Origin of the sequence: Haloferax sp. ATCC BAA-644, assembly GCF_000336975.1 — an archaeon.
Lineage (GTDB): Archaea > Halobacteriota > Halobacteria > Halobacteriales > Haloferacaceae > Haloferax > Haloferax volcanii.
Genome location: NZ_AOLF01000014.1, coordinates 109566 through 124213 on the forward strand (window position 1 = coordinate 109566; position 14648 = coordinate 124213).

The following is a 14648-nucleotide window of genomic DNA, read 5'->3' on the forward strand; positions in this document are numbered from 1 at the left end:
CGCGGCGCTCACTCCCCGCCTGAGCGAAGGTAGTGAAACACGTACGTCTGGGTGTAGCCGGCGTAGCGACCGCCGAGGCGCTCGCGGATGGCCCGCGAGGTGTCGGCGTAGTTCCCCCGGTCGCAGTCGGGGTAGTGCTCCTCGATGGCCGAGCGAATCCACGTGTCGAGCGGGACGGCTTCGAGGTAGTCGAGCGAGAACAACAGGACGCAGTCCGCGACCTTGTCACCGACGCCGACGAACGTCGTCAGGAACTCGCGGGCGTCCTCGTAGTCGCGGCCGCGGGCCTCGGCGGGCGTCGCCTCGCCCGTGGCGACCATCTCGGCCGTCCGCCGGACGTAGGGCGCGCGGTAGCCGAGGCTGAGGTCGCGGAGTTCGTCTTCGGTGGCTTCGGCCAGTCGCTCGGGCGTCGGGTACGCGAAGTACGTCTCGCCGTCGAACTCGACGCGCTCGCCGTAGGTCTCTCTGAGCCGCGACTGCATCCCGAAGATGCGGGAGACGCGCATCTGCGCCGAGCAGATAAACGAGACGAGACAGCCGAACGGCGGGTCGCGGACGAGTCGCATCCCCGGGTACGCCTCGTAGGCCCGCCGAACCAGCGGTTCGTCGGGCATCTCCGAGACGATGGCGTCGAGGTCGTCGTCGAGGCGGAGCAGGTGGGTCAAAAGCGGGGCGGCGTCGAGGTTCGACTCCCACTCCAGCGCGCCGTCGGTCTGACGGACCCTGACGACGGCAGACTCGTCGGCGATGCCGTCGAGCGGCGGAACGACCGTCTGGTACCACGCGTCGCCGCCGTGGGCCGCGTCGCGCTCGTACATCCGGCCGTCGGGGCGGTCCCAGAGGTACGACTGGCCGCTTTCCAGCGTCGATTGGAGGTCGAACGCTCCGTCGAGGCTCCCGAGGTCGATGACACCCGTCTCCATCGCTTCGACGTTGGGCGCGGGGGATTTGCGGGTTTCGATGCCGGCGGGCGAGGCGACGGGTGAGACAGCGGGAACGCGAGGTGGCGAAACGGGTCGCGCGCTCAGCGGTTGCGGCTCACCGGGAAGCTGACGCGGTCCGGGTGGTCGCCCAGTCGGTCGAGGATGCGCTCGTACAGCCGGTTTTTGACGCGCTGGGCGCGGGTCGGCGGAACGAGCACGCGGAGTCGGAAGACGACCCACGACTCCTCCTGTGCGACGTTGACGGTCGGGCCGCCGGCCACGTCGAGGTCCAGCGGCGACTCGCGGAGTCGGTCTCGGTAGCGTTCCATCGCGGCGTCCATGTCGTCGCCGAGTTCCTCGTCGGCCACGTCCAAGAGGAGTCGGCGGACGAACGGGAGGTCCGTCTCGTAGGACACCTGCACGGGTATCTCGGTCCAGACGCGGTCGAACAGTGCGCCGTAGTTGACGACCTCGGAGGAGAGGACCAGCGAGTTCGGGACGGTGACGGTCCGGCCGGTCGGCTGGTTCGACGCGAGGGGGCCGCCGGTCTCCCAGAGCGTCGTGACGAGGAAGTCGATTTCGGCCACGTCGCCGGAGACCGAGCCGATGTTGACGCGGTCACCGACCGCGTAAGGGCGGCTCACGAGGATGTAAAACCAGCCGATAAAAGAGAGAATCGGCTGTTGGAGCGCGAAGGTGACGGCGAAGCCGATGACGCCGAAGGAGACCAACACGCCGAGCCACTGGTCCGTGAACGCCCCGAGGACGCCGACGAGGGCGACGCCGCCGACCCCGAGTCGGAGGACGTTCCGCACGTCGTGGGCGCGGCGGCGGTCCGCGATGCGCGCGACGAGGAACGCGGTGAGAAAGCGGTAGACGCCGTAGGCGACGAGCGCGACCGCGGCGGCCGACAGCCCGGTCGAGAGAAACAGGTCGGCGTTGGGGACGGCGAACTCCGAAAGCGGGGTCGTCGCGCGGACGAGCGCCGAGAGGACCGCGGCGAGAAGCCCGGCGGCGAACGCGCCGAGACCGAGACGGCGAGACATACCGTTGCCGTCGGGTGGGCGATTGAAAAAGGTGCAGTCGAACCGAGGCGAGAGGCGTCGGCCGCTTCAGTTGCGGATGTGGAGGTCCGTGAGGCTCGCGAGGCGGTCAGCGACGCCGTCGTCGAGGCCTTCGCGGGTGACGCGCCACTCCCAGTTACCGGTCCGCGTGCCGGGGGTGTTGAACCGGGCGTCGGAGCCGAGGCCGAGGAGGTCCTGCGTGGTTGTGAACGCGAGGACGGACGCGGAGTTCCAGACGGCGTCGATGATGGACCAGTGAATCTCCGAGCCGTCCGCGCCGATGTTGTAGTGGAGGCAGTCGCGGGTGCGGTCGTCGAGGTCGCGGTAGTAGCCGACGAACGTGTCGGTGTCGTGGGTCGAGGTGTAGGCGACGGAGCTCTCCGGGTAGTGCATCGGCTGGTACATATCGCCCTCGCGGCACCAGTCGGCGTACTGCGGGACGCGCATGCCGGGGAAGGCGAACCGGTCGCGGAGGTCGACGAGCGAGGCGTCGAGGAAGCCGAGGTCCTCGACGATGAAGGGGAGGTCGCCCAGTTCGCGCTCGACCGTCTCGAAGAAGTCGTGACCGGGCGCGTCGCGCCACTCGCCGTCGCCGGGGTCGTCGGAGTCGGCGTCGATGGCCCAGAACTCGTCGAAGCCTTTGAAGTGGTCGATGCGGGTCACGTCCACGAGGTCGAACAGCCGGCGGAGGCGGTCGAGCCACCAGCCGTAGTCGTCCTCGCGGAGCGTCTCCCAGTCGTACAGCGGGTTCCCCCAGCGCTGGCCGGCGTCGTCCGGGTTCGGCGGGACGCCGGCGACGACGGCGGGTTCGTTCGACTCGGTGAGGTCGAACGCCTCGGGGGCGGCCCACACGTCGGCGCTGTCGAGCGCGACGTAGATGGGGAGGTCGCCGACGAGGGTGACGCCCTTCTCGTCGGCGTAGTCGGCGAGGGCGCGCCACTGGTCGTCGAAGCAGAACTGGACGAACTCGCGGTAGCGAATCTCGTCGGCGTACTCGGCGCGGGCGTCGGCGAGCGCGTCGGGGTCGCGGGTCTTCAACTCGGTCGGCCAGTCTATCCACGCCCGCCGGAACTCGTCTTTCAGGGCGGCGAACAGCGCGTAGTCGTCGAGCCAGTCAGCCTCGCGCTCGCGGAAGGCGTCGAAGGCGGCGCGGTCGTCCTCGGCGGCCTCGGCTTCGAAGCGGTCGAAGGCGGCGCGGAGCCGCGAGCGCTTGTACTCGCCGACGCGCTCGTAGTCGACCGCGTGGGGGTCGAAGTCGGGGACGGGTTCGAGGTCGGCGTCGGTGAGCCACCCGCGGGCTACGAGGTCGGTGAGGTCGATGAGAAGCGGATTGCCGGCGAACGAGGAGGTCGATTGGTACGGCGAGTTCGCCATCGCCGGCTCGGTCGGCCCGAGGGGGCAGAACTGCCACATCGACTGTTCGGCGTCGGCGAGGAAGTCCACGAAGGCGCGCGCGCCGTCGCCGAGGTCGCCGATGCCGTGGGGTCCCGGGACCGAGGTGACGTGCATGAACACCCCGCTCTGTCGAGAAAGTCGCATACCCACAGGGTCCGCGGGCGACCCAATTGGTACTTTGGGTCGAAACGGCGAGCCGCCGCCGAGGGCGCGAGCGCGGGGGGGACCGCGTCGGGCCGCCGACGCCGCCACAGTTGTGCTAGCAAACCGCACGAAATCGGCCGCGAGCGGGCGTCGCTCGCGCTCGTCTCAACAACACTTATTCTCCCCCGTCCGTTCCGTGCGCGTATGAGTGAAATCGCTGTCATCCTCCCCGACGGAACGGAACTCTCCGTCGAGGAGGGTGCGACGGTGCGAGACGCCGCGTTCGCAATCGGCCCCGGCCTCGGCAAGGACACCGTCGCCGGCGTCGTCGATGGCGAACTCGTGGACAAGGAGACGCCGCTCCACGACGGCGCGGACCTCGTCATCGTCACCGACCAGTCCGACGAGTATCTGGACGTGCTCCGCCACTCGGCGGCCCACGTCTTCGCGCAGGCCCTCCAGCGGCTCCACCCCGAGGCCAAGCTGACCATCGGCCCGTGGACGGACGACGGCTTCTACTACGACGTGACGAGCGTCGACCTCGAACAGGAGGACCTCGAAGCCATCGAAGACGAGATGCGCGACATCATCGAGGAGGACCTCGACATCGAGCGCGCCCTCGTCGACCGCGAGGAGGCCCTCGAAAAGTACGCCGACAACCCCTACAAGCGCGACATCCTCGAAGAGGAGGCCGCCGGCGACGACGAGCTCTCGTTCTACCAGCAGGGCGAGTTCGAGGACCTCTGTAAGGGCCCGCACGTCGAATCGACGGGCGAAATCGGCGCGGTCAAGCTCCTCAACATCTCCGCGGCCTACTGGCGCGGCGACGAGGACAACGACACGCTGACGCGGGTGTACGGCACGGCGTTCGAGTCCGAGTCCGACCTCGAAGAGTTCCTCGACATGCGCGAGGAGGCCAAGGAGCGCGACCACCGGAAGCTCGGCCAGGAGCTGAACCTGTTCGCCATCGACGAGACGACGGGGCCGGGCCTGCCGCTGTACCAGCCGAACGGTAAGCGCATCCTCGACGAGCTCGCGGACTACGCGAAACAGCTCAACCTCGACGCGGGCTACGACCCCGTCGAGACGCCCCACCTGTTCCGGACGGAGCTGTGGAAGAAGTCGGGCCACTACGAGAACTACGTCGACGATATGTTCCTCCTCGACGTGAACGACGAGGAGTACGGCCTGAAGCCGATGAACTGCCCCGGCCACGCGACCATCTTCGACCAGCAGTCGTGGTCGTACCGCGACCTGCCGGTGCGCTACTTCGAGGACGGGAAGGTCTACCGGAAGGAACAGCGCGGCGAGCTGTCGGGCCTCTCGCGGGTCTGGTCCTTTACCATCGACGACGGCCACCTGTTCGTCCGCCCCGACCAGATTGAGGACGAAATCAACCTCATCATCGACAACATCCTGACGGTGTTCGACACGTTCGGACTGGACGCCGAAGTCGCGCTCGCGACGCGCCCCGACAAATCCGTCGGCAGCGACGAAATCTGGGAACAGGCGGAGACGCAGCTCCGCGCCGTGCTCGACGACAGCGGCATCGACTACGGCATCGAGGCCGGCGACGGCGCGTTCTACGGGCCGAAAATCGACTTCGCGTTCAAGGACGCCCTCGGTCGCAAGTGGGACGGCCCGACGGTCCAACTCGACTTCAACATGCCCGACCGCTTCGACCTCACCTACACGGGCGAGGACAACGAGGACCACCAGCCGGTGATGATTCACCGCGCGCTCTACGGCAGTTACGAGCGCTTCTTCATGGTCCTCATCGAGCACTTCAACGGCAAGTTCCCGTTCTGGCTCGCGCCCGAGCAGGTCCGCATCCTGCCCATCTCGGACGACCAGATTGGGTACGCGAAGAAGCTCCAGTACGAACTCAACGACTTCCGCGTCGATATCGAGGACCGCTCGTGGACGCTCGGCCGGAAGATTCGCGAGGCTCAGACCGACCGCGTCCCGTACATGGTCATCGTCGGCGGCGACGAGGAAGAAGACGGAACCATCTCCGTCCGCGACCGCAAGGAACGCGAGGCCAAGGACGTGAGCGTCGAGGCGTTCCGCGACCACCTCCGGAGCGAGTACGACGAAAAGCGACCCGAGCCCGACTTCCTCGCCGACGAGGAGTGAGGTCCGGCAGTCGGCTCAGGCGGTAACTGATTCTTCCTTCCGGCGGTCCCGCGCCGCCGCGTCCAACTCCCGCCGGACCGTCGTTCGGAACGATTCGTCCCTGCTGAGGGTCGCGAGCACGCCGAAATGTCCGCAGTCCCACTCGCGGCGGTTCGGCCGCGGGACGCCCCACTCGTCGAGGAGCGCGCGGGCCGTCGAGGCGGGAGCCATCTCGTCGCGGCTGCCGACGAACGAGAAGACGCGTTCGGGCGCGAGACACGGCGTTTTGGGTGGATTCAACAGCGGCGCGAACTCGTGGAGCGCCGCGCCGGTCCAGCCGGCCGCGTCGAGCGCGTCGTCGATGTCGAGCAGTTTCGTGAGGCCGCCCGCGAGGAGCGTCTGGTCGATTGCGCCGGGCATTCCCACGGGGAACAGCAGGTCGGGGCGCATCGACTCGGGCCAGTCGCCGCACCGGCCGCCGACGTGGAGCGCGACGGTCCCGCCGAGGCTGACGCCGCCGACGCCGACAGCCGGCGCGCCCTCGGTCCGCGCCCAGTCGATGAGGACGGCGGTCTCCAGCGCGGCCGCCGAGTAGAGCGTGAACAGGCCGACCGGCGCGCGGGCGATGTAGGGCTCGCCGCTGTATCGACCGAGTAGCTCGCGGCGGCCGTGCCACGGCGCGTCGGGGAGGATGACCCGGTAGCCCTCGGGGGCGAGCGCGCGGGCGACAGACTCCTCTTCGGGCCAGTAGGTGAGTTGGTCGTCGAACATCCCCCAGCCGGAGTGGAAGACGAGCGTCGGCAGGTCGACGTCGCCGTCGGCGTGAGCGGGTTCGTACACCCGCGCGGTCGCCCGGTCGCTGAGGTGCGGCGAGGGCGACCGGAAGCGAAGCAGGTACTCGACGGTTCCCGGCCCGCGGACGGTCGCAGAGCGCTCGACGCGAGGGAACTCCTCGGCCGCGCTGGACTCGACGAAGCCGTAGAGTCGCTCGGGTTCGGCGAGTTCGTGGTGCCAGCGGGTCCGCGCGTCCTCGGGCGAGGGAATCTCGAACTTCACCGGCGGTACGAGGTGTTCCTTCGGGAGAAAGCCGAAGATGTCGGTCGGTTTGGCCCGCCGCTCAGAGACTTCGCGGCGCTCGCGCTCGACGGCGACGCGCTCGTCGGGCGTCGACTCGGCGTCACCCCAGAAGACGCTGTCCCAGCGCTCCATCGTCTCGTCGTACGCGCCGCGGAGGCGGGCGTACCGCGCGAGGGCGCGTTCGATTCGGTCGTGGAGGTGCGGCGCGGGCGGCGCGCCGGCCTCGCGGAGGTACGCTTCCGGCCCCTCGGAGAGCGCCACGTCGGCCGCGGCGCGGGCGCGGACGACGCCGAACTCGCGGGGGAGCGAACGGGGCTTGAACGCCTCAAACGGGCGCGAGGTCAGCAGTCGGCCGGCGGGGGAGGTGAGCAACCGGTGTACCGCCGGGGTTTCGAGGTGGTCCATACCGTGTGATACGAGTGACACGATAATGACCCTAGGCCCGCGTGTCGGGGAGTGGGAACGGGCGGGGAGAAGTCCGGCCGGGGCAGAATAAATCAGAGACCACGATACAAAACGCGCGAAGTCCTACCACGCCGTGAGCGCGTCGGTCCCGTGGGACCACGTCAGCGCCGCGAGGAAGGCGAGGACGCCGGTGATGGCCGACGCGCCGCCGACGAAGAACACCCACTCCATGCCGACTTCGGCCATGAGGTAGCCGCCGAGGAGGGGCGCGACGACGCTGCCGGGCCGCCAGAGGAGTTCGCGGATGCCGAAGCTACTGGCGACGCCCGCGCCGCCGGAGCCCTCGTCGGCGAACAGGGCCATGCTGGCCGGTTCGCGGAGGCTGTCGGCGACGCCGAGCAGACCCGCGAGGCCGACGAGCGGGAGGAAGGCGGGCGAAAGTGGACCGAGGACGGGGAAGACCGCGGGGAGCGCGAGCGCCTCACCGACCATGGGCGAGAAGGGGACGGCGAGCGCGATGAGGCCGTAGAGGCCGCCGCCGACGAAGACGAACCGCGCCCGGCCGTAGCCGTCGGAGATGCGGCCGGTGTGGGGCTGACAGAGCATGTTGGTGAACTTCTCGGCGACGACGGTAGCGGCGACGGCGATGCCGCCGTATGCGAGACCACCAGAGGCCGCCGACACGCCGGCGTAGATGGGGACCCACGTCCGAACGAGGGTGACGGCGACGGCGTACTGGACGCGGAACGTCGCCATCGTCAGGATGCGCTCGTTGAGCGCGAGGTCCGTGAACGGAAAGCCGCGGATGCGGGTCTCGTCCGGCGGGAGAAACACCCAGATGGCGACGACGGCGATGGTCAGGAGAATCGTGATGACGATGAAGATGGGCGTGAAGCCGAACAGGTCGTAGAGGATACCGGCGCTGACGCTGCCGAGGATGGAGGCCGCAAAGCGGGCGGCGTTCGCCTTCCCGATGTGGTTCGCGCGCGTTCCCTCGCGGGCGAGTTCGCCGACGAGCGCGAGCGACATCAGCCCCGCGCCGGTGACGGCGACGCCCTGTGCGGCCCGCGCGAGGATAAACGAGAGACTGGAGTTGACGAGCGGGAACGCGGCGTAGACGACCGCGCCGAGGCCGACCGTCCCCGCGAGCACGAGGCGTTTGTCGTAGCGGTCGCCGGCCCACGACAAGGGCACGACGGCGACGGTCTGGGCGAGCGTGAAGCCGGTGGTGAACATCCCGATGACGAAGCCACGAGAGAGGGAGAATCCGCCGAGCGCGAGCCCGCCGAGCGCGAGTTCGGGGACGGCGACCGCGCCCGGGTCAAGTTCGTTGATGTACTTCGGGAGGAGGGTGACGAGCGTGATGAAGCCGAACCCCCCGGCGAACCGAGTGAGATACAACGTCCAGAATCTGAGACGGGTGCGGTCCATGGGCTGTGTGCGGCCAACCGGCGAAAAGAAGTTCCGGAACCGACCGTTGCCGAGGGTAATCTAAAGCCCCGCGAAATAACGGCGGTGAGTTTTATCAGCCGCGAAGAGAGATATGCTAGCATGGAACTGGTGGGTGGAGAAGCGGCGGCGAGAGGTGCGGAGACGCGCCTCGTCCGCGTCGAGCGGGAGATGAACGACCACGGGGCGATGACCGTCCGCGTGGTCGAGACCGGAGAACTGCGCACCGTGGTGGGGTGTGCGAGTTCGGGCCTGCGGGAGCGACTCGCCTCGGTGACGACCGAGTCGGAGTTCCCGCTTCGACTCGCGCCGTCGCCGGGCCGCGGGAACTCGTGGGTCGCGCTCGAGCGGTAGTCAGGAGTCGAACAGCAGTTTCGCACCGACCGCGAGACCGCCGAAGAGCGCCACGAGCACCGCGCCCGCGACGACATCGGCCCCGAACAGCACCCCGAAGTCCGGGGTGAGCGCGGCGACGAACCGGTCGGCGTCGAAGCGGTCCCCGATGCCCATGGCCAGGCCGAAGACGATGGCGACGAGAAGCGTGATGAAGACGAGGACCAGTTCGGTCCTGTCGCTCTGGTTCATAGTCGGTAGCGTTCGGAGCGGGGCATAAAACACCCGAGGGTGGGAAGCGACGTGCCTGTCAGCGGCCCGAGTGGTAGACGGAGCGCCTCGGCCGTCGGAGTCGGTCCGGAAGGAAGGTCGTGAACCGGACGCGATTTGAACAACAACTCTTCTCTCCTAACGTTCACCCGCCTCATCAAGACGACGAGTGTGGTACTTCTGAAAGAAATGCAATGACACGCCAATGAGGATGAGCATCAGGCCGAGTGGGAGTGATATGAACGAAAGAACGACACCAGCAACAGCGATGTGAATAAATTTCATTTGATAAACACATGATGGCTGAGAATAATAATGGTTTCGCGGGGACTGAAATTAATATAAAACGTAGCTACATTCCCAGACAGCCACATCCCATGTGTGCGCGAGTCTATGTGCTGATACCGTCGAACCACTTCGACTATCGACTAATCGCAAGATTGCGTTGAGTTGCGTTAGTCTCGTATTGAACTAACACCGGAATTTCGGGAGTTCCAGAAGGTTCTAATGGCATATACTGCGTATATTTGGGCGCATCAGCCGCTCTCTGGAGGCTGTGGTTTCATCGGAAAGGTAGTGGGCCGGACGCGATTTGAACACGCGACCGTCTGATTAAGAGTCAGACGCTCTGCCTAACTGAGCTACCGGCCCTTGCAATCTCTCGTAACTGCCGGTAGGTAAAATGACTTTCCTTTCTGCACGACGACGGCAGGGACGCACACGCAAGAAACAACGAACAAACGGTGGGTGTTAAGTGGCGGCCGACCGGAGTAGCGGGCAACGATGAGTGCAGGGGTCAGCATTTCCTCGATGTCTACGTACGCGATACTCGGCTGCGGGAGCGTCGGGCACGCGGTCGCCGAGGAACTGACAGACGAGGGAAAAGACGTCCTCATCCTCGACAAGGACGAAAGCCGCGTCGAAGCCCTGCGCGACCAGGATTTGAACGCGCAGACCACGGACATCGCCGACCCGGAGCTCGCCGACGCCGTCGTCGGACGCGACGTGATTCTCATCCTCTCGTCGGACGTCGAGGCCAACAAGGCCGCCGTCTCGACCATCCGCGACCGCGACGAAGACCAGTTCATCGTCGTCCGCGCTTCGGACCCCGTCTCCGAGGACGAACTGACGAAGCTCGGGGCCGACGTGGTCATCAACCCCTCCGAGGTCATCGCGGACTCCGCGCTCCGAAGCGTCGAGTCGGGCGAACTCGAATACAAGGCCCGACAGTTGGCCGATATTCTGCGCGACACCGACCACGGGATGGCAATTCTCACCCACGACAACCCCGACCCCGACTCGCTCGCCTCGGCGGTCGCCTTACAGGCCATCGCCCGCGAGTACGACGTCGAGGCCGACATCCTCTACTCGGGCGACATGGGCCACCAGGAGAACCGGGCGTTCGTGAACATCCTCGGCATCGAACTCACCCCGCGGAGTGACTCGAAACCGCTCCAAGAGTACGGCGCGGTGGCGCTCGTCGACCACATGAAGTCGGGAATGCCCGACCTCGGCGACGCCGACATCACGGTGTTTATCGACCACTTCGAACCCGACGACGGCATCGACGCCCGCTTTACCGACGTGCGACCGAACGTCTCGTCGACCTCGACGATTCTCACGAAGTACATCCAGGAGTTCGACCTCAGCCCGTCGCAGGCGGTCGCCACGGCGCTCCTCTACGGGATTCGCGCCGAGACGCTCGACTTCAAGCGCGACACGACGCCCGCCGACCTGACCGCGGCGGCGTATCTCTACCCCTTCGCTGACCACGATACCCTGGAGAAAGTGGAGTCGCCGTCGATGTCGCCGGAGACGCTCGACGTGCTCGCCGAGGCCATCCAGAACCGCGACGTACAGGGCTCGCATCTCGTCTCGAACGCGGGGTTCATCCGCGACCGCGACGCGCTGACGCAGGCGGCCCAGCACCTCCTCAATCTGGAAGGCATCACCACGACGGCGGTGTTCGGCATCGCCGACGACACCATCTACCTCGCGGCGCGGTCGAAGGACATCCGCATGAACATCGGGAAGATTCTGAGCGACGCTTTCACCGGCATCGGTGAGGCCGGCGGCCACTCCACGCAGGGGTCGGTCGAGATTCCGCTCGGCATCTTCACGGGCATCGAGTCCAACGACGACAACCGCGACACGCTCTTGCAGCTCACCGAAGAGGCGGTAAAGCGCAAGCTCTTCCGTGCGATGGGCGTCGAGGGCAGCGAGAGCGGAAACGGGAGTTAGAACGTCAGGCGACCAGCGACTCTTCGTCTTCTTCTGGGTTCTTCAGGCGTTCGATGACGTCGTTGATGAGGATGACGTCGCCGACGGCGCGGACCCACCGATACGGGATGAGAACGCCCTTCCCGGGTTCGATCTGGTTACGGAACAGTTCGTCGTTCAGCGCCGTCAGCGCGAGGCCGGTGACCGTCTCGTGGTCCAAGTCGAGGCGGACGTCTTCGACCTCGCCGACGAACACACCGTTGTTCGAGTAGACCTCTCGGCCTACGAGCGTCGTAATCTCTTCGGGCGTCCCGTCCATATCCGCCAACATGGGATGCCGGGTCTTAATTGTTCGTAGCCCGCGAGTCGGGGCGCAGACGCGCGGCAGACGGGCGTCCGACGCCGGCGAGAAATCACCGGACGAAGACGTGTTGGTCGGTTGAGAAGACGGAGGTCAAGGGCGTCGCGGGCGACGGCCGAGACCGGGGTCGAGACGGGGCGCGTTACCGCCGCGGCGCGACCAGTTGAATCGGGTGTTGCGTCGGCCGGCTGAGGAGCGAATCGAGCTGTTCGAGACAGGAGGTGCCGCTGGCGACCACGGTGCGGTCTCTGTTCTCGTCGGTCTGGAACTGTCCCCGTAGCTCGGAGCCGACATCGACGCTGAGTTCGTAGTACTCGGATTTGTAGCCGAACGAGCCGGCCATGCCGCAGCACTCCACGTCGGAGGTGGCGACATCGTAGCCGAGGTCCGAGAGGACGGCCTCGGTGTGGCCTTCGAGGCCGAGGGTGCGCTGCTGGCAGTGGCTGTGGTAGGCGATTTCCTCGCCCGCGCCCGCCGACAGCGCGTCGGCGTCAGCGCCGTTGTCCAGCAGGCCGAAGACGTACTCCATGACCTCGTAGCTGGCCTCGGAGATGCGCTCGAAGGACTTCTCGGGGAGGAACTTCTCGTACTCGGTTCGGAACATCGCCAGGTCAGAGGGCTCGATGACGACGATGTCGCGGCCGTCGTCGATGTGCTCGGCGAGGCCGGCGTACACGTCGTGTGCGTGGTCCTCCGCGGTCGCAATCATGCCCTGCGAGAGCGGCGCGCGACCCGAGGAGCGAACGTCGGGGACGACGACGTCGACGCCGAGCGCTTCGAGGGCGCGGACGGCGGCCTTTCCGCGTTCGACCTGCACGTGATTCGTGTACACGTCGGGGTAGAGCACGGCGGTGCGGACCGGGTCGTCGACCCGCGAGGTGCGGCTCTCGAACCAGTCTTTCAGCGTCTCGCGCTGGAATTCGGGGAGATCTCGGCGGGCGTCGATGCCGAGGAACCGCTCCATGAGGTCCCGAGAGACGCCGAGGCCGGCGGCCCAGTTGGAGACCGGAGCGAAGAAGCTCCCGACCTTCGCGGCCGTCTCGAAGTTACCGAAGAAGCGCTTCTGGAGGCTGACGCCGCCGGGCTCCTCGTCGGGGGTGAGCCCCTCGACGAGCCAGTCGAGTTCGGACACCTCACCGCGGTTGACCCGGTCGCGGACGACCGTGTTAATCCACGGGATATCGATTTCGACCGGACAGGCGGTGGTACACCGGCTACAACCGGTACAGAGGTCGTTGAACTCGGCGGCGCTGTCGAGGCCCTCGACGCCGGCCTCCCAGCCGGTGCCGATGCCGCCGGAGTAGGTCTCGCCGCCGAAGGCGTGGCCGCCGACGTGCTGGAAGTTGGCGCAGACGTTGGAACACGCCGAACACCGGATGCAGTAGAGCGTCTCGCGGAGTTGGTCGTCCTCGCGCATGTCGAACCGCCCGTTGTCGATGAGGACGAGGTGGAAGTCGCGGTCCGTCTCGGTCTCCGAAAGCGGCGTGTCGGGGGCGTCGAAATCGACGGGCGGCGACTCGACCGGCGGCGTCAGAAGCGAGATGTAGGAGGTGATGTCCTGTCCCGTCCCCGACTTGCCGATGAGTTCGACGAAGGGCCGGAGGTCCTCGACGGTCGGGATGACCTTCTCGACGCCGGCGACCGCGACGTGCGTGTCGGGGACGACGGCCGTCTTCCGGGCGTTGCCCTCGGAGGTGACAAGCGCCATCGTGCCGGTGTCGGCGGTGATGAAGTTCGCGCCGGTCATCCCCACGTCCGCGCCCTCGATGAGGTCGCCGAGCTGTTCGCGGGCGAACATGGTGAGTTCCTCCGCGGTTTCGAGGGGTTCGTCGGGCTCGAACGTCTCGTTGAACAGGTCGGCGATAGCGTCCCGCGACTTGTGGATGGCGGGCGCGACGATGTGCGACGGCGACTCGTCTGCGACCTGCAAGACCCACTCGCCGAGGTCGGTCTCGACCACGTCGATGTCGGCGGCTTCGAGGTCCTCGTTGACCTCGATTTCCTCGGATGTCATCGACTTCGACTTGACGACGCGCTCGGCCTCCTTGTCCTCGCAGACCTCGCGGACGTACCGGTTCGCGTCGGCCGCGTCGTCGGCGATGTAGAGCGTGCCGCCGTTGGATTCGACCGTCTCGCGCAGTTGGTCGATGAGTTCGGGGAGGCGCTCGATGGCGTCTTCCTTGATGGCTCGCGCCTCCGACTTCAGCCCCTCGTAGTCGTCGAGCGTCTGGACCGACTCGTAGCGACCCTCGTTGAACCCGCGGGTGCTCGTGCCGACTGCGTCGCCCTCGGTCTCCATCAGCTGTCGAATCTTCGCCGCCTTGGCCTCGCGCGCCTTACTCATCGAGAATCACCACGTGGACTTCCTTCGGACCGTGTGCTCCTTTCACCAGCGCGCCCATGTCGGCGGTGGCGCTGGGACCGGTGGCGATGATGGCCGAGGAGTGTCCCGTGCGGAACTCCTCGCCCAGCCAGTCGAACGCCTCGGGCATGCCGGGGACGATGTCCGACCGCCGGAGGACGGCGACGTGGAGGTCGCCGAACAGACTCACCGGTTCGATACCGTCGGGCGTGCCTTGCACGACGACACTCCCGTAGTCAGCGATGCCCAGTCCCGCGGCCGTGACGCCGGCGTTCGCCTCGCGGAGGTCCGCGGGGGTCGGGTCCGTGTTCACCCAGTCGGGGAGGTCGACGCCGTCGTACGGGAGTTCCACGCCGACGGCCGGCTCCGGACAGCGTTCTTCGAGTACGTCCGCCAGCCCGTCGGGCGACGCGTGTGTCCAGCCTACTTCGAGTCGTTCGAGCGAGTCCTCGAACGTCGCAACCGTGCCGGTTGACATACGTTGAGCTAGCGCGTTCTACATAATCGTTCTTCGGGTTCGAGCACCACGC

12 protein-coding genes and 1 tRNA gene are annotated in these 14648 nt (G+C 66.9%); 3 read left to right on the plus strand and 10 right to left on the minus strand.

The window, feature by feature from the left end; translation table 11 throughout:
* Positions 1 to 8: 8 nt before the first annotated feature.
* The 3 genes from C458_RS07535 to malQ form a co-directional block, all read right to left on the minus strand.
* Positions 9 to 923 (minus strand): DNA-3-methyladenine glycosylase, encoded by a 915-nt coding sequence (locus tag C458_RS07535; RefSeq protein WP_008574532.1) that lies wholly within the window; start codon positions 921 to 923, stop codon positions 9 to 11.
* A 101-nt stretch (positions 924 to 1024) separates the two neighbouring features.
* Complete coding sequence (locus C458_RS07540) at positions 1025 to 1969, minus strand: mechanosensitive ion channel family protein (protein WP_008574533.1); 945 nt, start codon at positions 1967 to 1969, stop codon at positions 1025 to 1027.
* A 66-nt stretch (positions 1970 to 2035) separates the two neighbouring features.
* On the minus strand, positions 2036 to 3526 hold the full coding sequence (gene malQ / locus C458_RS07545; RefSeq protein WP_049896927.1) for a 4-alpha-glucanotransferase: 1491 nt from the start codon (positions 3524 to 3526) through the stop codon (positions 2036 to 2038).
* A 204-nt stretch (positions 3527 to 3730) separates the two neighbouring features.
* On the opposite strand from malQ, the gene thrS reads away from it, so the two are divergent.
* Positions 3731 to 5662, plus strand: a complete 1932-nt coding sequence (gene thrS / locus C458_RS07550) for a threonine--tRNA ligase (protein WP_008574535.1) — start codon at positions 3731 to 3733, stop codon at positions 5660 to 5662.
* A gap of 15 nt (positions 5663 to 5677) precedes the next feature.
* Here thrS and C458_RS07555 read toward each other — a convergent pair whose 3' ends face one another.
* Positions 5678 to 7123, minus strand: a complete 1446-nt coding sequence (locus C458_RS07555; protein ID WP_008574536.1) for an alpha/beta hydrolase family protein — start codon at positions 7121 to 7123, stop codon at positions 5678 to 5680.
* Positions 7124 to 7246: 123 nt separating this feature from the next.
* The gene (locus C458_RS07560; protein ID WP_008574539.1) at positions 7247 to 8554 is read right to left on the minus strand and encodes an MFS transporter; all 1308 of its coding nucleotides are present in this window, start codon (positions 8552 to 8554) and stop codon (positions 7247 to 7249) included.
* 120 nt (positions 8555 to 8674) lie between these two features.
* Between C458_RS07560 and C458_RS07565 the strand changes: the two genes are divergently transcribed.
* Positions 8675 to 8926 (plus strand): hypothetical protein, encoded by a 252-nt coding sequence (locus C458_RS07565; RefSeq protein WP_008574540.1) that lies wholly within the window; start codon positions 8675 to 8677, stop codon positions 8924 to 8926.
* Here the strand turns inward: C458_RS07565 and C458_RS07570 are convergent, their stop codons facing one another.
* On the minus strand, positions 8927 to 9157 hold the full coding sequence (locus C458_RS07570; RefSeq protein WP_008574541.1) for a hypothetical protein: 231 nt from the start codon (positions 9155 to 9157) through the stop codon (positions 8927 to 8929).
* Between the two features lie 595 nt (positions 9158 to 9752).
* Positions 9753 to 9826, minus strand: a tRNA-Lys gene (locus C458_RS07575).
* 132 nt (positions 9827 to 9958) lie between these two features.
* On the opposite strand from C458_RS07575, the gene C458_RS07580 reads away from it, so the two are divergent.
* A complete protein-coding gene (locus C458_RS07580; RefSeq protein ID WP_004041579.1) occupies positions 9959 to 11416 on the plus strand; it encodes a DHH family phosphoesterase in 1458 nt (485 codons plus the stop codon).
* A 4-nt stretch (positions 11417 to 11420) separates the two neighbouring features.
* Here C458_RS07580 and C458_RS07585 read toward each other — a convergent pair whose 3' ends face one another.
* The 3 genes from C458_RS07585 to C458_RS07595 all read right to left on the minus strand — a co-directional run bounded on the left by C458_RS07585 (position 11421) and on the right by C458_RS07595 (position 14596).
* Entirely contained in the window at positions 11421 to 11714 is a 294-nt protein-coding gene (locus C458_RS07585; RefSeq protein WP_004041580.1) for a PRC-barrel domain-containing protein, read from the minus strand.
* 184 nt (positions 11715 to 11898) lie between these two features.
* Complete coding sequence (locus tag C458_RS07590) at positions 11899 to 14100, minus strand: LUD domain-containing protein (protein WP_008574542.1); 2202 nt, start codon at positions 14098 to 14100, stop codon at positions 11899 to 11901.
* Complete coding sequence (locus C458_RS07595; protein WP_008574544.1) at positions 14093 to 14596, minus strand: LUD domain-containing protein; 504 nt, start codon at positions 14594 to 14596, stop codon at positions 14093 to 14095. The genes C458_RS07590 and C458_RS07595 overlap by 8 nt, the downstream gene beginning before the upstream one ends.
* Positions 14597 to 14648 lie beyond the last annotated feature (52 nt).